Genomic DNA, 21,497 nt, shown 5'->3' with positions numbered 1-21,497 from the left:
TCAATCCCTCTTTCGGGGTCGTGTCTCAATCAAGTGGTCTGATGGGGGTCCCGCCCACGCCCGCCAGGGCGTAGGGGGAGGGTCCGGGGCAGGGCCGGGACCTCACTGGGAGGTCCCGGCCAGACCCGTCAGACCTCTTCGACGCTGCTCGGCTCGCGCCGGGACAGGTCGATACCGAGCTCCTCCGCAGCGCGGAAGACGTCCTCGTCGGTGTCACGCATCTCGATGGACATACCGTCCGAGGAGAGCACCTCCACGTTGAGGCAGAGCGACTGCATTTCCTTGATGAGCACCTTGAAGGACTCGGGAATGCCGGGCTCGGGGATGTTCTCGCCCTTGACGATGGCCTCGTAGACCTTCACGCGGCCGGTCACGTCGTCGGACTTGATGGTCAGCAGCTCCTGGAGGGCGTAGGCCGCTCCGTATGCCTCGAGCGCCCACACCTCCATCTCTCCGAACCGCTGGCCACCGAACTGGGCCTTACCACCGAGTGGCTGCTGGGTGATCATCGAGTACGGACCGGTCGAACGGGCGTGCAGCTTGTCGTCGACCAGGTGGTGGAGCTTGAGGATGTACATGTACCCGACCGAGATCGGGTCCGGGAACGGCTCGCCGGAGCGGCCGTCGAACAGGTTGGCCTTGCCGGACGGCTGGACCATCCGGCTGCCGTCGCGGTTCGGGATCGTGGCCTCGAAGAGACCGGCGATCTCGTCCTCGCGGGCACCGTCGAAGACCGGGGTGGCGACGTTCGTGCCCGGCTGGACCTCGTCGGCGCCGATGGCCTGCAGACGCTGCATCCAGTCCTCGCTGCCCTCGACCTTCCAGCCCTGGCTGGCGAGCCAGCCGAGGTGGATCTCGAGGACCTGTCCCGGGTTCATCCGGGACGGGACACCCAGCGGGTTGAGGATGATGTCGACCGGGGTGCCGTCCTCCAGGAACGGCATGTCCTCGATCGGCAGGATCTTCGAGATGACGCCCTTGTTGCCGTGACGGCCGGCGAGCTTGTCACCGTCGGTGATCTTGCGCTTCTGGGCCACGTAGACGCGGACCAGCTGGTTGACGCCCGGGGGAAGCTCGTCGCCCTCCTCGCGGTCGAAGACGCGCACACCGATGACCTTGCCGGTCTCGCCGTGCGGCACCTTCAGCGAGGTGTCACGGACCTCGCGCGCCTTCTCACCGAAGATCGCGCGGAGCAGGCGCTCCTCCGGGGTCAGCTCGGTCTCACCCTTGGGCGTGACCTTGCCGACCAGGATGTCGCCGGCGACGACCTCGGCACCGATACGGATGATGCCGCGCTCGTCGAGGTCCGCGAGGACCTCCTCGGAGACGTTCGGGATGTCCCGGGTGATCTCCTCGGGCCCGAGCTTGGTGTCACGGGCGTCGACCTCGTGCTCCTCGATGTGGATCGAGGAGAGGACGTCGTCCTGCACGAGGCGCTGCGACAGGATGATCGCGTCCTCGTAGTTGTGGCCCTCCCACGGCATGAACGCCACGAGCAGGTTCTTGCCGAGCGCCATCTCACCGTTCTCGGTGGCGGGGCCGTCGGCGAGGACCTGGCCCTCGATGACGCGGTCGCCCTCGGAGACGATGACCTTCTGGTTCACCGAGGTGCCCTGGTTGGAGCGGGAGAACTTCGCGATGCGGTACGTGGTGTACGTGCCGTCGTCGTTGGCGACGGTGACGTAGTCGGCCGAGACCTCCTGGATGACACCGTCCTTCTCCGCCTTGATGACGTCACCCGCGTCGGTGGCGCAGCGGTACTCCATGCCGGTGCCGACGAGCGGCGCCTCCGCCTTGATGAGCGGAACGGCCTGGCGCATCATGTTCGCGCCCATGAGGGCACGGTTGGCGTCGTCGTGCTCGAGGAACGGGATCATGGCGGTCGCCACCGACACCATCTGGCGCGGCGAGACGTCCATGTAGTCGACCTCGGTCGGCGGGACGTAGTCGACCTCGCCGCCACGGCGGCGGACCAGAACGCGGGCCTCGGTGAACCGGAGCTCGTCGTTCAGCGTCGCGTTCGCCTGGGCGATGACGAAGCGGTCCTCCTCGTCGGCGGTCAGGTAGTCGACCTCGTCGGTGACCTGGCCGTCGGTGACCTTGCGGTACGGGGTCTCGACGAAACCGAACGCGTTGACCCGGCCGTAGGACGCGAGCGAGCCGATCAGACCGATGTTCGGGCCTTCAGGGGTCTCGATCGGGCACATGCGGCCGTAGTGCGACGGGTGCACGTCACGGACCTCGAAGCCGGCCCGCTCACGGGAGAGACCACCCGGGCCAAGAGCCGACAGGCGGCGCTTGTGGGTGAGACCCGAGAGCGGGTTGTTCTGGTCCATGAACTGCGACAGCTGGCTGGTGCCGAAGAACTCCTTGATGGAGGCGACGACCGGCCGGATGTTGATCAGGGTCTGCGGCGTGATCGCCTCGACGTCCTGGGTCGTCATCCGCTCCCGCACGACGCGCTCCATGCGAGCCAGACCCGTGCGGACCTGGTTCTGGATGAGCTCGCCGACGTTACGCAGACGACGGTTGCCGAAGTGGTCGATGTCGTCGGTCTCGACGACGATCTGGGTACCGGACTCGCCCACCGTCTCGGTCTCGCCGGCGTGCAGCTTGACCAGGTACTTGATGGTGGCGATGACGTCGTCCGACGTGAGCACGCCGGCGTCCAGCGGCTCGTCCGCGCCGAGCTTCTTGTTCACCTTGTAGCGGCCGACCTTGGCGAGGTCGTAGCGCTTCGGGTTGAAGTAGAGGTTCTCGAGCAGCGTCTGAGCGGCCTCGCGCGTCGGGGGCTCGCCCGGACGCAGCTTGCGGTAGATGTCGAGCAGCGCGTCGTCCTGGCCCTGGGTGTGGTCCTTCTCCAGGGTGGCGCGCATCGACTCGTACTCGCCGAACTCCTCGAGGATCTGCTCGGTGGTCCAGCCGAGAGCCTTCAGGAGGACGGTGACGGACTGCTTGCGCTTGCGGTCGATGCGGACACCGACCATGTCGCGCTTGTCGATCTCCATCTCGAGCCAGGCACCCCGGGACGGGATGATCTTGGCCGTGAAGATGTCCTTGTCGGACGTCTTGTCGATGTTGGAGTCGAAGTAGACACCCGGCGAGCGGACCAGCTGCGACACGACGACACGCTCGGTGCCGTTGATGACGAAGGTGCCCTTGTTGGTCATGAGCGGGAAGTCGCCCATGAAGACCGTCTGGGACTTGATCTCGCCGGTCTCGTTGTTGGTGAACTCGGCCGTGACGAAGAGCGGGGCCGCGTACGTGAAGTCGCGCTCCTTGCACTCGTCGATCGAGTTCTTGGGAGGCTCGAAGCGGTGGTCGCGGAAGGTCAGCGACATCGACCCGGAGAAGTCCTCGATCGGGGAGATCTCCTCGAAGATCTCCTCCAGACCGGACTTGGTGGGGACGTCCTGCCCGCTTTCGAGAGCCGCCTCGACACGAGCCTTCCATGCGGCATTACCGAGCAGCCAGTCAAAGCTCTCGGTCTGCAGCGCAAGGAGGTTCGGAACCTCGAGGGGCTCCTTGATCTTTGCAAAGGAGATGCGCAGCGGTGCAGTGCTGGCGCCGTTGTTCGTATTCGCGTTCGAGGCGTTGCGCGAGGCGGCCAAGAGGGGGTCCTTCCGAGGGCTCGGACTCACTACGCGCGTACCGGTCCCGTGCTGTGCATGGAGGGAGAAACCCCAGCTAGGAGCTGTTCTTCATCCGATGCTCAATCACGGGCATGCCCCTGGTGACGGGCAGAGGGCAGCTAACAGGCAGCGCAAAGGGTCAGTGTAGCCACTTGGCACACTGATGTCCAGTGCGGGTCTTCGAGACCCTCGTATCCCTCGTTTTTCTCATCTCCGCGAACCCATGCGCCGTGAGGCGCACCTCGATACTGCCCGTTCGGTCGCCGATCCATGCCTCGGAACATGGACCGCCTCGACGACGCGTCCTGAGAATTGCGCGCTGCGTGCGGTTCGTCAAGGCCCCCTGTCCCTGAGCTGGGCTCCGGGACCCCTGCCTGCCGCCGTGAGGGGCGCACGGCGATGATCACCATACTCCCCGGAGGCGGAAGAGCAAGGCAGCCTCGGCGGGTATGCCGAAGGGCGACCACCCAGTTGGATGATCGCCCTTCGGTGTGCGTGCGTTACACGCGAGGAGTCAGAAGACTCGCACCACGCGCCGGTAGGCGCAGGTGCTTACTTGACCTCGACGGAGGCGCCGGCGGCCTTGAGGGACTCGGCAGCCTTCTCCGCGGCGTCCTTGGCGACCTTCTCGAGGACCGGCTTCGGGGTGCCGTCGACGAGGTCCTTGGCCTCCTTCAGACCCAGCGAGGTCAGCTCACGCACGACCTTGATGACCTGGATCTTCTTCTCACCGGCGCCGGTGAGGATGACGTCGAACTCGTCCTGCTCGGCCTCGGCCTCGGCCGGGGCGGCAGCGGCGCCACCGGCGGCAACGGCGACCGGGGCGGCGGCGGTGACGTCGAACTTCTCCTCGAACGCCTTCACGAACTCGGAGAGCTCGATGAGGGTCATCTCTTCGAACTGCGCGAGCAGGTCGTCCTGGGACAGCTTCGCCATGATGGCGTCCTTCCACTCATTCGGCAGGTGCCGTGTGTACATGTGAGGCGGGCGTACGTTCGGCCCGCTGCGACCGCCGCCTCAGGCGGCGGTCATTGCGCGAGCCGAGTTACTCGGCACCGCCCTGCTCGGCCTTCTTGGCACGAAGCGCCTCCGCGGTGCGGACGAACTTCGAGGGAAGCGCCTGGAAGAGCGCGGCAGCCTGAGACTGCTTGCCCTTCATGGCGCCCGCCAGCTTGGCGAGCAGAACCTCGCGGGACTCGAGGTCCGCAAGCTTCTTGATCTCATCGGCGGACAGCGCCTTGCCATCAAGGACACCGCCCTTGATGATCAGGTTCGGGTTCTCCTTGGCGAAGTCACGAAGACCCTTCGCCGACTCCACCGGGTCACCGGTGATGAAGGCAACCGCCGTCGGACCAGTGAAGTGGTCGTCGAGCGAGTTGATCCCGGCCTCGTTGGCCGCGATCTTGGTCAGCGTGTTCTTCACCACGGCGTACTGGGCGTTCTCACCGAGCGAACGGCGCAGCTCCTTGAGCTGAGCCACGGTGAGACCCCGGTACTCGGTCAGCACGGCGGCGTTCGAGCTACGGAACGACTCCGCCAGCTCGGCCACCGCGGCAGCCTTGTCGGGCCTTGCCATGAGCGTCGGCCTCCTTCCGGGTGATGAGGACCGCTCAGAAGGTGCCGAACAAAACGAAACGCCCCGGCGCAGGCGCACGGGGCTGAGCTCGACCGGAATCACTTCCGGGAGCTTGTCCTCAAGGCACCTGCGCGGGTCGTCCGCTGCTGAGCGGATCCTTCGGCCACCGGACCCTCGGAAGAGAGCACGGCAACGACCAGCGGTCTTTGGCTTCCTCGGAAGACTACGGGAGCGGGTCCCGCTCAGGCAAATCGGGTCATCCGCGGCCTTCGCCAGGCGGCACGGGCACCGCCCGGAGCCCCCGCAGCCGCAGCCTCCGGGCCTCCGCCGCGCCGCCCCCGCAGCCGCGCCGTCCGGGCCTCCCGCCGCACCGCCGCGCCGCCGCGCCGTCCGCACCGCCGCACCCTCCGCGCCTCCGGCCGCACCCTCCGCACCGCTGGCCGCACCCTCCGCGCCTCCCGCCGCGCCGTCCGCACCGCCGGCGCCGAACTCCTTGCCGAAGCCCTCCAGCATCCGTGCGAAGGCGAACGTCTCGCTCGCCGACGGCGTCTCGACCGGGGCCTCAAGACCGTAGTCCGAGTAGTTCGCCACCATCTCGATGGTGCCCAATCGGGCTGTCCATGCCTCTGTCCATCCACACCGGACGGTGTCCTCGCCGACCGCAACGTCCTTGTCGCCCCGGACCTCGATGCCGCAGCCCTCGATGCCGGACTTCTCGGTGTGGGCCGGCAGGGAAGAGAACAAGACCGGCCCCCGCCACTCCGAGGAGCGGCGGGGGCCGGTCAGGCACGCGAACCCGTCAGGGCCCTGGACGTCGGTCTCAGACCGCGGCCGGGTCCTCCTCGACGAGGAGGTTGCGGGTGCGGTTGGAGTCCAGCGGGATGCCGGGGCCCATCGTCGTGGTCAGGGTCGCCTTCTTGATGTAGCGGCCCTTCGCGGCGGACGGCTTCAGACGCAGGATCTCCTCCAGCGCCGCCGCGTAGTTCTCGACCAGCTTCGTCTCGTCGAAGGAGACCTTGCCGATGATGAAGTGCAGGTTCGAGTGCTTGTCGACGCGGAACTCGATCTTGCCGCCCTTGATCTCGGTGACGGCCTTGGCGACGTCCATCGTGACGGTGCCGGTCTTCGGGTTCGGCATCAGACCACGCGGACCGAGCACGCGGCCGAGCCGGCCGACCTTGCCCATGAGGTCCGGGGTGGCGACGACCGCGTCGAACTCGTTCAGGCGGTTGCCCTTGGAGATCTCGTCGATCAGTTCGTCGGAGCCGACGATGTCGGCGCCCGCGGCTTCCGCGGCCGCAGCACGGTCACCGGTCGCGAAGACCAGGACCCGGGCGGTCTTGCCGGTGCCGTGCGGAAGGTTGACGGTGCCACGGACCATCTGGTCGGCCTTACGCGGGTCAACGCCCAGACGGAAGGCGACCTCGACGGTGCCGTCGAACTTGGTGGCTGCGGTGTCCTTGGCGAGACGGACGGCCTCGAGCGGGGCGTAGCTGCGCTCCCGGTCGATCTTGGCGTCCGCAGCGCGGAGAGTCTTGCTGCGCTTCACTTCTGCTCCTGGTGTGTTGAGCGTGGAGTCGTGGTGCGGACCAGCGCTTGGTCCTACCACTGGGGCTGCGGCGTCCGCGGTGCGGGACGTCGCGAAGGGGCTGTCAGCCCTCGACCGTGATGCCCATGGAACGGGCGGTGCCGGCAATGATCTTCGACGCGGCGTCGAGGTCATTGGCGTTCAGGTCGGGGAGCTTCGTGGTGGCGATCTCGCGGACCTGGGCGGCCGTCAGCTTGGCGACCTTGGTCTTGTGCGGCTCGCCGGAGCCCTTGTCCACACCCGCGGCCTTGAGGATCAGCTTGGCGGCCGGCGGAGTCTTGGTGATGAAGGTGAAGGAACGGTCCTCGTAGACCGTGATCTCCACCGGCACGACCATGCCACGCTGCGACTCGGTCGCGGCGTTGTAAGCCTTGCAGAACTCCATGATGTTGACGCCGTGCTGACCCAGTGCGGGGCCGACCGGCGGAGCCGGGTTGGCCGCACCGGCCTGGATCTGGAGCTTGATAAGCCCCGTGACCTTCTTCTTCTTGGGAGGCATTGCTCTCTCCGGGTCCTAGTGAGAGTGTTCCGCCTGCCATCCGATCATCCGGATGGAGGCATACCGCGCAACGATAACGGGTATCCATGCGCGGCCAAAAACCGAGCAGGTCAGACAACCTGCGAGAGGCGGTCTGACCTGTTCGGAAGCCGTGTGTCCAGAAGGAGCTAGTTCTTCTGAATCTGGTCGAAGCTCAGCTCGACCGGGGTCTCGCGGCCGAAGATCTCGACGAGGCCCTTGACCTTCTTCGAGTCGGCGTTGATCTCGTTGATCGTGGCCTGCAGCGTCGCGAACGGACCGTCGGTGACGGTGACCGAGTCGCCGACCTCGAAGTCCAGCACCTGGACCTCGACCTTGCGGGCCGGAGCCGGCTTGCCCTCGGCCTCTGCGGCCTCGCGGGCGGCCTTCTCCTCGGCCTCGGGGGCGAGCATCTTGACGATCTCGTCCAGGGTCAGCGGGTACGGGTCGTAGGCGTTGCCCACGAAGCCGGTGACACCAGGGGTGTTGCGGACGACTCCCCAGGACTCGTTCGTCAGGTCCATGCGGACGAGCACGTAACCGGGCAGCTTGTTCTGCCGGACGTTCTTGCGCTCGCCGTTCTTGATCTGGACGATCTCTTCCTCGGGGACCTCGGCCTGGTAGATGAAGTCCTCGACGTTGAGCGAGACGGCGCGCTGCTCCAGGTTGGCCTTCACGCGCTTCTCGTAGCCGGCGTAGGTGTGGATCACGTACCACTCGCCCGGGAGGCCGCGGAGCTCTTCGCGGAGAGCCTCGATGGGATCGGCGGGGGCCGCCGGCTCCTCTTCGGCCTCTTCGGCATCCTGCGTGACCGCGTCCGAGGACTCCGCAGCCTCGTCACCGGCCTCGTCGACGCTCTCGGCGTGCAGAGCCTCGTCTTCGGCCGGCTCGCCGGCCACGGAGTCGGCAGCCTCGGCCTGGTCCGGCTCCACGGCGTCCGCCGCCTCGACGATGTCGAGCTCGTCCTCGGCGGACTCGAAGCTCTCGCCGGAACGGTCGGCGTCGTTCAGGTTCGGGTCAGACACGGTGGCTGCTTCTTCCTGGATACAGATGGGTGGAACATGCGAAAGGGGCGCCGGGTCCGGCGCCCTCCGCGGATCAGCCGAAGACGTACTTGACGACTTCCTGGAAGCCGAAGTCGAGCGCGAGCACGATACCGATCATGATCACGACGAAGATGATCACTACTGTGGTGTACGTCGTCAGCTGATTGCGAGTCGGCCAGACGACCTTGCGCAGCTCGGCGACGATCTGACGGTAGAAGAGCGCAAGGCGACCGAGCGGGCCCTTCTTGCCGCGCTTGCCGCCCTTGCGGGCCTTCTTCTTCGACTCGGGGTTCTCGTCCTCGGCATCAGGCATGTCGATGGAGCCTACGGCGTCCGTCACGATCTCTCACCTGATTCCCGGGTCGTGGCCGTGCCGCGTCCGGATGAGCCGCACGGCTGTGCATAGAAAATACCTTCATGCGCACACAGCGAGGCGCAGTGTGTGTAGCAGGGCCGGAGGGACTTGAACCCCCAACCGCTGGTTTTGGAGACCAGTGCTCTACCAATTGAGCTACGACCCTTTGTGGTTCCCCAACCTACCGCATCCGCCCGGGTGCGCTAAGTGCCCGGCTCGGACGTGGCTGATGAGGGCCAACAGCCAGTGAGTGTACGTGTTCCCAGGCCCGGCGTCGAACACAAAGCCCCGGGTCTGTTTCCGGGCAGCCGGGCGGACCACCGTTGACCGGTTCTGTCCGCTCCTCGAAACCTGCGTGCCACCGCTGATTGCCGTCTGGGAGCATGGGCCGTATGAGCCCTGCAACCCCTCCCACCGAGCGCCGGGTCTCCGCGCGCATCGGCGCGATCTCCGAGTCCGCGACCCTCGCCGTCGACGCCAAGGCCAAGGCCCTCAAGGCCGCCGGGCGTCCGGTGATCGGCTTCGGCGCCGGCGAGCCCGACTTCCCCACCCCCGACTACATCGTCGAGGCTGCCGTCGAAGCCTGCCGAAACCCGAAGTACCACCGCTACACACCGGCCGGCGGTCTGCCCGAGCTGAAGAAGGCCATCGCGGAGAAGACGCTCCGCGACTCCGGCTACGAGGTGGACCCGGCCCAGATCCTGGTGACCAACGGCGGCAAGCAGGCGATCTACGAGGCGTTCGCCGCGATCCTCGACCCGGGTGACGAGGTCATCGTCCCGGCGCCGTACTGGACCACGTACCCCGAGTCGATCCGGCTCGCCGGCGGCGTCCCGGTCGAGGTCGTGGCCGACGAGACCACGGGCTACCGCGTCTCCGTGGAGCAGCTGGATGCCGCGCGCACGGAGCGGACCAAGGTCGTCCTCTTCGTCTCGCCGTCCAACCCGACCGGCGCCGTCTACAGCGAGGCCGACGCGCGCGCGATCGGCGAGTGGGCCGCCGAGCACGGCCTGTGGGTGCTGACCGACGAGATCTACGAGCACCTGGTCTACGGCGACGCGAAGTTCACCTCGCTGCCCGCCCTCGTTCCGGCCCTGCGCGAGAAGTGCGTCGTCGTCAACGGTGTCGCCAAGACCTACGCGATGACCGGCTGGCGGGTCGGGTGGATCATCGGCCCGAAGGACGTCGTCAAGGCCGCGACCAACCTCCAGTCGCACGCCACGTCCAACGTCTCCAACGTGGCGCAGGTCGCGGCGCTGGCCGCGGTCTCCGGCAGCCTGGACGCCGTCGCCGAGATGCGCACCGCCTTCGACCGCCGCCGCCAGACGATCGTGCGGATGCTCAACGAGATCGACGGCGTCGTGTGCCCGGAGCCCGAGGGCGCGTTCTACGCGTACCCGTCGGTGAAGGGGCTGCTGGGCAAGGAGATCCGCGGACAGCGTCCGCAGTCCTCCGTGGAGCTCGCCGCCCTGGTCCTCGACGAGGTGGAGGTCGCTGTCGTCCCGGGCGAGGCGTTCGGCACCCCGGGCTATCTGCGCCTCTCGTACGCGCTGGGCGACGAGGACCTGGTCGAGGGCGTGTCCCGGATCCAGAAGCTGCTGGCAGAGGCGAAGGCATAGAGCGGTCCGCGCCGGTTCGGAGCGGCGTCTCCCTTGACGGGGAGGCGCCGCTCCGGCGTTCTCGGGCCGCCGCGTCTGCCGTCCCCGCCGCCCGTTTCCGCGTTCGCCCCGGCCGCCCGTTTTCGCGTTCGGGCAAGAACCCGATCGGGAAAGGGGCTGCCCGGGGCGGGGTCCGTGCGGCAGGATCCATGAATGCTGCACTCTTCAGGTGGACACCCCCCGAACCCCCCGTACGTACGAGACGTCAGCCTGCTGCCGAAGGCCCATCTGCACCTGCATTTCACCGGGTCGATGCGCCCCGACACCCTGCTGGAGCTCGCCGACAAGCACGGCGTGCACCTCCCGGAGGCGCTGACCGGCGCCGAGCCCCCGAAGCTGCGCGCCACGGACGAGCGCGGCTGGTTCCGCTTCCAGCGCCTGTACGACATGGCCCGCTCCTGCCTGCGCGATCCGGAGGACATCCAGCGGCTGGTCCGCGAGGCGGCCGAGGAGGACATCAGGGACGGCTCGGGCTGGCTGGAGATCCAGGTCGACCCGACCTCGTACGCGCCCCGGCTCGGAGGGCTGATCCCGGCGCTGGAGGTCATCCTCGACGCCGTGGACACCGCCTCGCGGGAGACCGGGCTGGGGATGCGCGTCCTGGTCGCGGCGAACCGGATGAAGCACCCGCTGGACGCCCGGACCCTCGCCCGCCTCGCGGTGCGCTACGCGGACCGGGGCATCGTCGGTTTCGGGCTGTCCAACGACGAACGGCGGGGCATGGCCCGGGACTTCGACCGCGCGTTCGCCATCGCGCGTGAGGGCGGGCTGCTGGCGGCGCCGCACGGCGGCGAGCTGACCGGCCCCGCGTCCGTACGGGACTGCCTGGACGATCTGCGCGCCTCCCGCATCGGGCACGGCGTCCGGGCGGCGGAGGACCCGCGGCTGCTGCGCAAGCTCGCCGAGAAGGGCATCACCTGCGAGGTGTGTCCCGCGTCGAACGTGGCGCTCGGGGTGTACGAGAAGCCGGAGGACGTGCCGCTGCGGACTCTGTACGAGGCCGGTGTCCCGATGGCCCTCGGCGCCGACGACCCGCTGCTGTTCGGTTCCCGCCTGGCGGCGCAGTACGAGCTGGCGCGCGAACACCACGGCTTCACGGACGCGGAGCTGGCGGACCTCGCCCGTCAGTCGGTGCGGGGTTCGGCGGCGCCGCAGGAGACCAAGGAGAAGCTGCTCTCGGGGGTGGACGACTGGCTGGCGGGCCCGGCGGCCTGAGGCCCGGCGGTCCGAGACTCGGCAATCTGATGCCCGGCGCGGGCGTCGGCGACGGTGAATGCCCGGCGGCAGGGTGCGCGCGTACGGCGGCGACCACGTCGCGGGGCCGCGGCGGCCTGAGGCCCAGGGGCATCTCGTACGCGAAGGCGCGATGTGCCCAAGCGCCCGTCGGCAGGAACGCGGCGGCGTGCGTGTCGGCAGCAGGGCTGATACGGCCGGCCTGTGGCCCGGCGCGACGTCCATGACCCGTGACCCATGGCCCGTGACTCATGGCCCGTGACTCATGGCCCGTGACTCATGGCCCATGCCGCACGCCCCATGGCCCCTGACCGGGACGACGCTCCAGCAGGGCGTCGGCGTCGCCCGTTGGGGCGGACGCCTGCCGGGCGATGCCGCCGGTGGAGACCGGCGCCGTCGAAGCGGTCTACAGGCTGACGCCGACCGTCACCGGCTCGTTGACCAGCGTCACGCCGAAGGCGTCACGCACTCCGGCCACGACCTCTCGGGCCAGGGCCAGCAGATCCTCGGTGGTTGCCTGGCCCCGGTTGGTGAGAGCGAGCGTGTGCTTGGTCGAGATCCGGGCCGGCCCGGAGCCGTACCCCTTGCCGAAACCGGCCTTGTCGATCAGCCAGGCGGCCGAGGTCTTCGTGCGGCCGTCGCCCGCGGGGTAGGCGGGCGGGGCGACCGCGTCGCCGAGCCGGTCGCGTACGCGGACGAGGAAGGTCTCGTACTCGGCCGCGGTGAGGATCGGGTTGGTGAAGAAGGAGCCGGCCGACCAGGTGTCGTGGTCGTCGGCGTCCAGGACCATGCCCTTGCCCGCGCGCAGCCGGAGCACGGTCTCGCGTGCGGCCTCGACCGGGACGCGGTCGCCCACCTCGATCCCGAGCGCACGGGCGGTCTCGGCGTACTTCACGGGTGCGGACAGGCCGCCCGCGTCCTCCAGCTCGAAGCGGACGCGTAGCACGACGTAGCGGTCGGGGTCCTGCTTGAAGCGGCTGTGCCGGTAGGCGAAGCCGCAGTCGGTGTTCGGCAGGACGACCGTTTCTCCGATGCGGCGGTCGTACGCGACGACCTCGGTGATCGTCGTGGCGACCTCCTGGCCGTACGCACCGACGTTCTGGATCGGGGTCGCTCCCGCGGAACCGGGGATCCCGGCGAGGCACTCGACCCCGCAGAGGCCGGCCTCGACGGTACGGGCCACCGCGTCGGTCCAGGTCTCCCCCGCTGCCAGCTCCAGGCCGGTCCCACGCAGGTGGACACCGCGGGTCGCGATGCGCAGCGCGGTGCCGTCGAAGCCCTTGTCGCCGATGACCAGGTTGCTGCCGCCGCCGATGATCAGCAGCGGCGTGCCGGCCGTGTCCGCCTCGCGCACGGCGGCGATCACCTCGTCGTCGGTGGCGGCAACCACGAGACGGGTCGCGGGGCCGCCGAGCCGGAAGGTGGTCAGGGGGGCGAGGGGGGCGTCGTGAAGTTCCTGCACGGGGACAAGAGTACGGTCCGTGACCCTCCCCCTCGGGCGGGGCCGCGGACGGTGGGGGCGAGGGTCGGATCACGGCCGGGGCGCCGTAGCGGGCGAGTCGCGGATCTGCCGGGGCGCGTGGCCGGACGGGCAGCAGGTAAGGGGCGCCCGTCCATGGAGGGGCGCCCCTTACCTGCTGCCGTTCACCTCACGCCGCTCACGCCGTCCGTCAGGCCCGTCAGGCCCGTCAGGCGAGCCGGACCACCGCGCGGGACATGCCCAGCACCTTCTGGCCGCCGCTGGTCGCCACGAGGTCCACGCGGACCCGGTTGTCGTCCAGCTTCGCCGCGACCTTGGCGCTCACCTCGATCAGCGCGCCCTTGTCGTCGTTGGGGACGATGACAGGCTTGGTGAACCGCACCCCGTACTCGACGACCGCGCCCGGGTCGCCGACCCAGTCGGTCACGACACGGGCCGCCTCCGCCATGGTGAACATGCCGTGGGCGATGACGTCCGGCAGACCGACCTCGGTGGCGAACTTCTCGTTCCAGTGGATCGGATTGAAGTCACCGGACGCGCCCGCGTACTGCACCAATGTGGCCCGGGTCACGGGGAAGCTCTGCGCCGGCAGTTCGGTGCCGACCTCGACGTCCGCGTAAGCGATCTTCGATGCCATCACGCCTCCTCGGCGGCGCGGGCCACCAGCTTCGTCCACGCGGTCACGACGAGTCCACCGGTCTCGTCGTGCACGTCACCGCGGATGTCCAGGATGTCGTTGCCCGCGAGGGACTTGATTGCCTCGATGGTCGAGGTGACCGTCAGCCGGTCCCCCGCGCGTACGGGGCGCCGGTACGCGAACTTCTGGTCGCCGTGCACCACGCGGCTGTAGTCCAGTCCCAACTGCGGGTCCTGGACGACCTGCTCGGCGGCCTTGAAGGTGATCGTGAAAGCGAAGGTCAAAGGAGCGATCACATCGAGGTGACCGAGCGCCCTGGCCGCCTCCGCGTCGGTGTGGGCGGGATTCACGTCCCCCACCGCCGCGGCGAACTCGCGGATCTTTTCCCGGCCCACTTCGTACGGCGCGGTGGGCGGATAAGTCCGCCCCACGAACGACTGGTCGAGCGCCATGGACTGGCTCCCTCCTGAATGTTGATCACCATGTGAATGCCGGCAGGGCGCCGTGATCGACGGCCCACGACAAACGACACGAGGCCGCCCCCAAAGGGGACGGCCTCGTATACGAGCCTGTTTCAGCGAGTTTCGCGGTGCGCCGTGTGCGAGTTGCAGCGCGGGCAGTGCTTCTTCATCTCAAGACGGTCCGGGTTGTTACGCCGGTTCTTCTTGGTGATGTAGTTCCGCTCCTTGCACTCCACGCAGGCCAGCGTGATCTTCGGGCGGACGTCGGTGGCAGCCACGTGAGTGCTCCTTGGACGGACGATGGACGGATGGGGCACCACCCATGCCGCAAAGGCCATGGGGGCGCATAAAAGAGTAGCCGACCGGAGGACCGACCCCACAATCGGCTACTGAGTGTAGCGGTGACCGGACTTGAACCGGTGACACAGCGATTATGAGCCGCTTGCTCTACCGACTGAGCTACACCGCTGCGATGTCGGTTCACCCCGCCCGAAGGCGAGGATCACCTACATCAGAGCCCCAATACGGAATCGAACCGTAGACCTTCTCCTTACCATGGAGACGCTCTGCCGACTGAGCTATTGGGGCGAGCGATGAAGACATTACACGCTCCGCGGCCGTTCGCCCAAATCCGTTTCGGTGCGCCCGGCGGGCCCCTTCCGGCCCTGCGCTCAACCATGGCACTCCCGACGTGTCGATCCACCGTCACCCCGCCGACCGCGCACGTCGCACGCCACCCGCCCGCCTCGTACCGGCGGCCTCGCCGGGCCCGTTCCCCGCGCGCGACCGCACCGGTACGACTATTGCGCTCCTCCTCGAAGCGCACCGCGAGCGCCCCTACGCTCGACTCACGCTGTGTGACCCCCTCCGGCTCCCACGCCACGGGCTCCACACCGCCCGGGAAGTGGAGACGCCACCCGGGCAGTGCGTGAACGCCGCCAGAGTCCGACCGCCCCACGCAGGAGCGCGATGCCCGACAGCCAGCCGCAGCCCCCTGGCGGGGCCACCGCGGACTCCACCGCGCTGCTGCTCTGCGGTGCGAGGCTCACGGACGGCCGGACGGTCGACGTACGGCTCAGCGGCGGCCGCATCGAGGCGGTCGGCACCGCGGGCTCCCTCCCGCCGCCCTCCTCCCGGGTGGACCTGACGGGCTTCCTGCTACTGCCCGCCCCCGCGGAGCCGCACCTCCACGGCGACACGGCGCTCAGCGCCGACTCCCCGGGACCCGTCCCGTACGACAGGCACGACATCCAGCGGCGTGCCACCGAGGCCGCGCTCCTGCAACTGGGCCACGGGGCGACGGCGCTGCGCTCGCACGTACGGATCGGCGACGTGCAGGGTCTCGGTCCGCTCGAAGCGGTGCTGCAGGCCCGCCGCTCGCTGCTCGGACTCGCCGAGCTGACGGCCGTCGCCGTACCCAGGCTGCTGACGGGCGTCGCCGGCGCCGACGGCCTGGCCGTCCTCCGGGACGCGCTGAAGATGGGCGCCGGCGTGGTGGGCGGCTGCCCCGACGCGGACCCCGACCCCACCGGGTACGTGGAGGCCCTCCTCGAGATCGCCGCCGAGTACGGGTGCCCCGTCGACCTGCACACCCACGGGGACGACCCGGCACGGCTGGCGCGGCTCGCCGCCATGGCGGGCGGGCTGCGGCCCGGCGTGACCGTCGGGCCCTGCGCCGGCCTGGCCAGGCTGCCCGCGGACATCGCGTCCCGGACCGCCGACCGGCTCGCGGCGGCGGGCGTCGCCGTCGTCTCCCTGCCCCAGGGCGGCTGCGCCGGCGTGGAGCAGCGCGGCAACGCGCCGGTACGGCTGCTGCGGGCGGCGGGCGTGCGGGTCGCGGCGGGCAGCGGGGCGCTGCGGGACCTGAGCAACCCGGTGGGACGCGGGGACCCGCTGGAGGCCGCCTATCTCCTGTCCTCCCAGGCCGGTATGCGGCCCTCGGAGGCGTACGACTGCGTGGCCGGCACGGCCCGCGCGGTGATGGGGCTGCCGGAGGTGCGGGTCGAGGCCGGCTTTCCCGCCGAGCTGCTCGCGGTCCGGGGGGAAGGGATCGCGGGCGTGTTGTCACTCGCGTACAGCCGGATCGTCATCCACCGGGGGCGAGTGGTGGCACGGACGAGCGCGGTACGCGAGTACTGCGACTCGGCGGCGACGGTGGCGCTCGAACTGCCGCACCAGGGACGGCCCGACGCGAGCCCGTGACGCCGTGTCCATCCCCGGCCGGGCCCGGTGGGCCGATACCTGAGCGGGAAGCGGGCTTCGGACGTACGGTCGTAGACATGCGCATTGTCATCGCTGGTGGACATGGTCAGATCGCCCTCCGTCTCGAGCGGCTGCTCGCCGCCGCCGGCCACGAGGTCGCCGGCATCATCCGCAACCGCGACCAGGGCGACGACCTGCGGGCGGCCGGAGCCGAACCGGTACTCCTCGATCTGGAAACGGCCTCCGTGGAGGAGGTCGCGGCCGTGCTGCACGGGGCGGGTGCCGCGGTGTTCGCCGCGGGAGCGGGCCCGGGCAGCGGCACCGAACGCAAGGACACGGTGGACCGCGGAGCGGCGGTGCTCTTCGCCGACGCGGCCGAACGAGCGGGCGTACGGCGCTACATCGTCGTCTCGTCGATGGGCGCGGACGCCGGGCACGAGGGCGACGACGTCTTCGACGTGTACCTGCGGGCCAAAGGCGCGGCCGACGACTACGTGCGCGGCAGGAGCGGCCTCGACTGGACCGTTCTGCGGCCGGGTCAGCTCACGAACGACGCGGGCACGGGGCTGGTGCGCCTGGAGGCGTCGACGGGACGCGGTCCGGTGCCGCGGGACGATGTGGCGGCGGTGCTCGCGGAGATGGTGGACACACCGGCCACGGCGGGGCTGACGCTGGAGCTGATCAGCGGTTCGACACCGGTCAGCGTGGCGGTGAAGGGCGTCGCGGGGAACTGAAACAGGCGTTCACGGCCCGCCGTTCGGCGTCCGGCCTCGACGGCGCCGACGAACTCCTGTCGTCCGCGAGGTTCCTGAGAGCCCTGAGGTTCTCGAGGTCATTCATGAGCAATCACACACAGCAGGTCCGGCCGGTGGTAGTGGAGCACCAGGAGCGGCTCTACGGCTACGTCCGCGGTTCGGTACGGATGGACGGGTTCGCCCTGATGACCGGCTGCCCGAACCGGTCAACTGGCCGGCGGACAAGGGCGCCGAGCTCGTGGGAGCCCCGTTCTTCTCTTCCGCCACACCACCGTCGACACGGACGGCCAGTCAGTGGTGGAGGCCGGCGTACCCGTCCTGGCCGCGCCGGAGCCGGAAGGCGACATCGACGTGGCCGTCCTGCCGCCGGGCCGCTGCGCGACCGCCGTCCACACCGGTCACCGGCCCGGCTCGGCGGCGTCGTCACCGCGACGCGTGAATGGGCGGCGCGGGAGGGGCCGGAACGGGGCATGACCGTCGTCGACGGCGTCGAGCACTGGGGGTGCCGAACCGAGTCCTGTCGGACCGGCCCCCGGGTGGAGCCGGACATGTCGAAATGGGAGATCGAACTCGCCTTCCGCCTGCCCGGCTGACGGTCGCGCACCGGCTGCGGGCTGCACCGGGCCGGCGCGCCGGGCTGGCCCGACCGGGCGCATCCATGCTGTGCCGGACCCGGCGTACGACGATGGCCCCTGGCCTGCGTTTCCGCAGATCAGGGGCCATCTCTTCGCGTGGCGGCGCCAGGATTCGAACCTGGGTAGGCTAAGCCGACGGATTTACAGACGTCTGTTGTTCGTGTGCTTGTACCCCTTCTGGCCTGCGGCGGAGCTGGCAGTGCAAGCGGTGCGCGGACCTGCCGTCCACGTCTCGTCCACGGCAGGCTCCGAGAAGCACTAGAGGAGTCGCCTCCGGCGACACGACCCAAGGGGTCGGCTGCGCCGACAGGCTGCAACATCCGGGCTGGTGTTGCAGCCGTCTTTGACCGGACACCCCGGACACCTGCTCTCAGAGCTGTCCGGCCCGTATGCGCTGGTCAGATCCTTATCCGGACAGCCGGACAGTCCGGACACACCTTGCCAAGGGCTGTCCGAGGGTGGCTCCTGCACCGCGCTGTACTCATGCGGCCGCCAGCCCCGCCAGTCGACCAGCAGTGAATCGCTGAGGATCAACTCGTCAGCGTCGGCGAGGCCCGCTCGCCGCAGAAACTCGATCAGGTCCCGGTCCGAGTGCGCGAGCCCCAAGATCTCGCCGTCCACGCGCACGCGTCGCCCGCCCGTCGGCAAAGGCGGGTAAACGATCACAGGAAGCGGCTCAGGCATGTACCCACCCTGCGACGGACTCCGCTTCGGAGCACACCCGATTCGCAACGCGGCAAGGCACTCTGGCGCGAGAATGACTCGTCACCACTCGCTCTAGAGAGCTCGCTCGCTCGCCGCGCGGCCCCGCATCCAGCGCCAGGCTCAAACGCTCCTGTCTCGGCACCGCTCCGCCGGCCATGCGGCTAGAGCGAGCATTGACCTGATCTGGGTCGAGCGAAGAGCGACATCCCCGCTCCATGGCCAACGACCTCTGCTCGGCTGAGGGCGACAGCATGAGCGCGCCTATCGAGCGCAGGAAAGATGGGCGCTGGTCAGTGGCGCAGTTCGGCGGCCTCGCAGCGTGCGGCTATCCCTTGAGAACTGGCTCCCCAAGCTGATCCCGCCTGCCGCGCGCCCCATCCGTGCCCGACCGACGGAGACAAGCACTGAACCTCAATTTCGAACATCCAGTCGAGCCGCTGTGCTGATCCGACTTTTTTTTGACATATGACGTGCGTTTGGGCATCAGCCCCAACCATAATGCTGCCGAGCATGTCGACACGTCGAGGGGGACACGTGGCAGCGCCCAGGACTACCGTTTGGCAACTCGACCCACACACGAAGGCAAAGCATGACCTTCTGAAGTTCTACCTGGGCGGCTGGTTCCCCGTCCTGTCATCATACAACGGCAGGATTGTATTCCTGGACGGCTTCGCGGGGCCGGGACGCTATCAGTCTGGCGAGCCGGGATCCCCTCTAATCGCACTCGAAACACTATTGGCTCATAGCTATTTCAGTAAAATGAAGTGCGAGTTCCTTTTCTTCTTCTGCGAGGCCAAGAAAGATCGCTTTGAAAGCCTTACCCAGCAGATCGCCGGGTACAAGGAGGCGCATCAACCTTGGCCCGAAAACGTAAAGATCCAGTTGATCAACTCGGAATTTTCCGAGACCGCAACCAACCTTATCGAACACCTTCGTTCGCAAAAACGCCGCCTGGCACCCACCTTTGCCTTTGTCGATCCATTCGGATTCTCGGGGCTACCAATGAGTGTGCTCGCAGAGCTGCTATCGTTCTCAAGCTGCGAACTGTTCGTCAACTATATGGTCGACCACGTGAACCGGTTCGCGACAGCTGGAAACGTAGACCACCACCTGGTGGACCTATTCGGAACTACCGACTACAAACAAGTCGGAAATGTTACCCCCGGGCAGAGCCGTCAGCAGTTCTTGCATGATCTGTATGAGCGACAACTTACGGATGTCTGCAAGTTCCCGTATGTTCAATCATTCGCAATGATCAACAAAACGGGCCACATCGGCTACTACCTGTTCCACGGGACACGCGACGTCAAGGGCGTCGAGTTGATGAAAGACGCTATGTGGAAAGTTGACGCCGGTGGCGGCTTTCAGTTCTCTGACAGGCTGGCCGGCCAGGACGTTCTCTTCACCGAATCAGCCGTCGACACCGACCCACTACGCCGGGCTCTCCTGGCAAGGTATACGGGAAAACGTGTATCGATCACGGCTCTGGAACAGTTCACGCTGATTCACACGCCATACAGGAAGACCCATCTTCGGAAGCCAGTGCTCACCCCTCTCGAGAGGGAAGGAATCATCCAGGTGGAGCGGCCCGGCCGAAGTGGTTTCCCAAGTGGAACGTGGATAACGTTCCCCTGATCTCACACACCGGCGCGAAACTTAGCCGTTGGGTACTCGTCCCAGGTGCGATCTTGAAGAACCCTGCCCCCCGCCTTAGGGGTTGACCCGCCCCACTGCTTGAAAAAGAACGGCACTTGATCCTGAGTGCACTGGTCCCGAAGCGCAGTCACCCAGCACTCTTCCATCGGACGATGGCCCTTGCCTGACTCGCCACCCGCGATAACCCATCCAATGCCTTTTAGATCAACCGCCCCTAGAGGGCCAATCAACGGCTCACAGGAAAGAAAACGGACGTGCGCTGGAGTCTGCCGTAGATCCTCAATGCGGAATTTAAATTCAGAACTTTCGACAGTGACTCCCATCCAAACATTCTCCGGCCAATCAATTCGATCGCCAATGTTCCGCATTCGCCGAGAGCGCTTGGTCAGGACCTGATAGGTATGTTGCGGAGTCTCTCGCATTACCTCAAAGACGTCCTTGATGTAAGCGACCGGAACTCTCGCATGGAACAGGTCGGACATTGAATTCACGAACACAGTTCTAGGCGACTTCCAGCTGTACGGAAGCCTCAGAGCATCCGGGTGTATAGCGAGGCCGAAGCCAGGGCCAGATGTACGCGGATCTCCGTCGTTCTGGTACTTCTGTGAGCCCATAGCCTTAAGCCTCTTCGCCAGAACGAGGGCATAGCAGTTATCGCAACCCTTCGAAATGCGATCACAGCCTGTAGTGGGGTTCCATGTGGCCTCAGTCCACTCGATGGTGCTTCGATCTGCCATTTGGGCTCCATCCCCTAGCGCGTGGGCTCCGCCCATACTCCCCCATCTTCAACGCTCCAGGACCTCTGTGGAAACGACTTCTCGCCCACAGCGGCACCACAAGCGAGTGCCGGGCAGGCTGTGGCCGTGACGATCAATCACCTGCACAAGCCAGAGGGCGAGAGCGCCTGCGACGTTGACCAGTGACGTTGCCTCAGGCCGGACGGCACCCCCGTGTGGCTCGGCACGCCCTGCTGGCCTGTGCACGCCGAGACGGGCGTGCCGCTGGACTGTGGCGTCCCCGTGCCCAAACGGCCCTCCCGAGCGGATGCGCCGGACCGCTTCACCCTGCGTTGCGGCTGTTCAGGGGGCTTACCTTCCCCAGATCACTCGTGATTCGCACGCTCAGAGCTCACGTCCGATTCCCGCCCTTGATGACGCCCAGACAATCCGTCCGGGTCCTTCTCTGCTCAGCGCCACACGGTGAGTGTGGTACGGGCTGAGACAACTCACCGCTTCATCGGTCCATCGGTACCGTGAGAGACGCCCCTACTCGACAGCGGGAGGCAACACCCTATGCGTGGTCTCGGAGATCACCTCAGCATCGGAGAACGAATCGCGTTTTACAGGAAGCGCCGCGGATAC

General features: G+C 67.7%; 18 protein-coding genes, 3 tRNA genes and 1 pseudogene. 6 read left to right on the top strand and 16 right to left on the bottom strand.

The genetic code is table 11. The features are described from left to right. Positions 1-128: 128 nt before the first annotated feature. The 8 genes from rpoB to AB0903_RS06020 form a co-directional block, all read right to left on the bottom strand. On the bottom strand, positions 129-3,611 hold the full coding sequence (rpoB, locus tag AB0903_RS06055; RefSeq protein ID WP_366699438.1) for a DNA-directed RNA polymerase subunit beta: 3,483 nt from the start codon (positions 3,609-3,611) through the stop codon (positions 129-131). 573 nt (positions 3,612-4,184) lie between these two features. Beyond that, on the bottom strand, positions 4,185-4,568 hold the full coding sequence (gene rplL / locus AB0903_RS06050; RefSeq protein WP_005313624.1) for a 50S ribosomal protein L7/L12: 384 nt from the start codon (positions 4,566-4,568) through the stop codon (positions 4,185-4,187). Positions 4,569-4,677: 109 nt separating this feature from the next. After that, positions 4,678-5,208, bottom strand: coding sequence for a 50S ribosomal protein L10 (gene rplJ / locus AB0903_RS06045; protein WP_366699436.1), 531 nt, complete (start codon positions 5,206-5,208; stop codon positions 4,678-4,680). An 820-nt stretch (positions 5,209-6,028) separates the two neighbouring features. Further along, positions 6,029-6,757 (bottom strand): 50S ribosomal protein L1, encoded by a 729-nt coding sequence (gene rplA / locus AB0903_RS06040; protein ID WP_366699434.1) that lies wholly within the window; start codon positions 6,755-6,757, stop codon positions 6,029-6,031. A 103-nt stretch (positions 6,758-6,860) separates the two neighbouring features. Next, positions 6,861-7,295 (bottom strand): 50S ribosomal protein L11, encoded by a 435-nt coding sequence (rplK, locus tag AB0903_RS06035; RefSeq protein WP_005313632.1) that lies wholly within the window; start codon positions 7,293-7,295, stop codon positions 6,861-6,863. Positions 7,296-7,462: 167 nt separating this feature from the next. After that, positions 7,463-8,338, bottom strand: coding sequence for a transcription termination/antitermination protein NusG (gene nusG / locus AB0903_RS06030; RefSeq protein WP_366699432.1), 876 nt, complete (start codon positions 8,336-8,338; stop codon positions 7,463-7,465). A gap of 73 nt (positions 8,339-8,411) precedes the next feature. After that, positions 8,412-8,699 carry a preprotein translocase subunit SecE gene (gene secE, locus AB0903_RS06025; protein ID WP_366699430.1) on the bottom strand — a complete coding sequence of 96 codons (288 nt, stop codon included), beginning with the start codon at positions 8,697-8,699 and terminating at the stop codon, positions 8,412-8,414. 108 nt (positions 8,700-8,807) lie between these two features. Further along, positions 8,808-8,880: transfer RNA gene (locus AB0903_RS06020), tRNA-Trp, on the bottom strand. A gap of 226 nt (positions 8,881-9,106) precedes the next feature. Between AB0903_RS06020 and AB0903_RS06015 the strand changes: the two genes are divergently transcribed. Together AB0903_RS06015 and AB0903_RS06010 are read left to right on the top strand one after the other, a co-directional pair. After that, positions 9,107-10,333 (top strand): pyridoxal phosphate-dependent aminotransferase, encoded by a 1,227-nt coding sequence (locus AB0903_RS06015; RefSeq protein WP_366699428.1) that lies wholly within the window; start codon positions 9,107-9,109, stop codon positions 10,331-10,333. Positions 10,334-10,525: 192 nt separating this feature from the next. After that, positions 10,526-11,587: an adenosine deaminase gene (locus AB0903_RS06010; protein WP_366699426.1), complete on the top strand. Its 1,062-nt coding sequence runs from the start codon at positions 10,526-10,528 to the stop codon at positions 11,585-11,587. A gap of 424 nt (positions 11,588-12,011) precedes the next feature. Here AB0903_RS06010 and AB0903_RS06005 read toward each other — a convergent pair whose 3' ends face one another. From AB0903_RS06005 to AB0903_RS05980, 6 genes are all read right to left on the bottom strand, one after another. Beyond that, positions 12,012-13,067 (bottom strand): UDP-N-acetylmuramate dehydrogenase, encoded by a 1,056-nt coding sequence (locus AB0903_RS06005; RefSeq protein ID WP_366699424.1) that lies wholly within the window; start codon positions 13,065-13,067, stop codon positions 12,012-12,014. 226 nt (positions 13,068-13,293) lie between these two features. After that, positions 13,294-13,722, bottom strand: a complete 429-nt coding sequence (locus AB0903_RS06000) for a MaoC family dehydratase (RefSeq protein WP_366699422.1) — start codon at positions 13,720-13,722, stop codon at positions 13,294-13,296. Continuing rightward, entirely contained in the window at positions 13,722-14,174 is a 453-nt protein-coding gene (locus AB0903_RS05995; protein ID WP_366699420.1) for a MaoC family dehydratase N-terminal domain-containing protein, read from the bottom strand. Before AB0903_RS05995 ends, AB0903_RS06000 begins: the two co-directional genes overlap by 1 nt. A 122-nt stretch (positions 14,175-14,296) precedes the next feature. After that, positions 14,297-14,461 carry a 50S ribosomal protein L33 gene (gene rpmG, locus AB0903_RS05990; protein WP_003956487.1) on the bottom strand — a complete coding sequence of 55 codons (165 nt, stop codon included), beginning with the start codon at positions 14,459-14,461 and terminating at the stop codon, positions 14,297-14,299. Positions 14,462-14,579: 118 nt separating this feature from the next. Beyond that, positions 14,580-14,652 (bottom strand) — tRNA-Met (locus tag AB0903_RS05985). Positions 14,653-14,698: 46 nt separating this feature from the next. Continuing rightward, a tRNA-Thr gene (locus tag AB0903_RS05980) sits at positions 14,699-14,771 on the bottom strand. A 381-nt stretch (positions 14,772-15,152) separates the two neighbouring features. Here AB0903_RS05980 and AB0903_RS05975 point away from each other — a divergent pair. The 3 genes from AB0903_RS05975 (at position 15,153) to AB0903_RS05965 (ending at position 17,733) form a co-directional block, all read left to right on the top strand. Beyond that, positions 15,153-16,385, top strand: a complete 1,233-nt coding sequence (locus tag AB0903_RS05975; RefSeq protein WP_366699419.1) for an amidohydrolase family protein — start codon at positions 15,153-15,155, stop codon at positions 16,383-16,385. 77 nt (positions 16,386-16,462) lie between these two features. Beyond that, the gene (locus AB0903_RS05970; protein WP_366699417.1) at positions 16,463-17,119 is read left to right on the top strand and encodes an SDR family oxidoreductase; all 657 of its coding nucleotides are present in this window, start codon (positions 16,463-16,465) and stop codon (positions 17,117-17,119) included. A 491-nt stretch (positions 17,120-17,610) separates the two neighbouring features. Continuing rightward, a complete protein-coding gene (locus AB0903_RS05965; protein WP_366699415.1) occupies positions 17,611-17,733 on the top strand; it encodes a hypothetical protein in 123 nt (40 codons plus the stop codon). A 519-nt stretch (positions 17,734-18,252) separates the two neighbouring features. On the opposite strand, the pseudogene AB0903_RS05960 reads toward AB0903_RS05965, so the two are convergent. After that, positions 18,253-18,459 (bottom strand): annotated as a pseudogene (locus AB0903_RS05960) (hypothetical protein); the annotation flags it as partial. 555 nt (positions 18,460-19,014) lie between these two features. Here AB0903_RS05960 and AB0903_RS05955 point away from each other — a divergent pair. Next, a complete protein-coding gene (locus tag AB0903_RS05955; protein ID WP_366699413.1) occupies positions 19,015-20,115 on the top strand; it encodes a three-Cys-motif partner protein TcmP in 1,101 nt (366 codons plus the stop codon). A 2-nt stretch (positions 20,116-20,117) separates the two neighbouring features. Here AB0903_RS05955 and AB0903_RS05950 read toward each other — a convergent pair whose 3' ends face one another. After that, positions 20,118-20,873, bottom strand: a complete 756-nt coding sequence (locus AB0903_RS05950; RefSeq protein WP_366699412.1) for a phage Gp37/Gp68 family protein — start codon at positions 20,871-20,873, stop codon at positions 20,118-20,120. Positions 20,874-21,497: the final 624 nt, after the last annotated feature.

Source organism: Streptomyces sp. NPDC048389 (assembly GCF_040706335.1).
Taxonomy (GTDB): Bacteria; Actinomycetota; Actinomycetes; order Streptomycetales; family Streptomycetaceae; genus Streptomyces.
The sequence above is the reverse complement of the archived record's forward strand: the minus strand, read 5'-3'. Positions and strand labels throughout refer to the sequence as shown.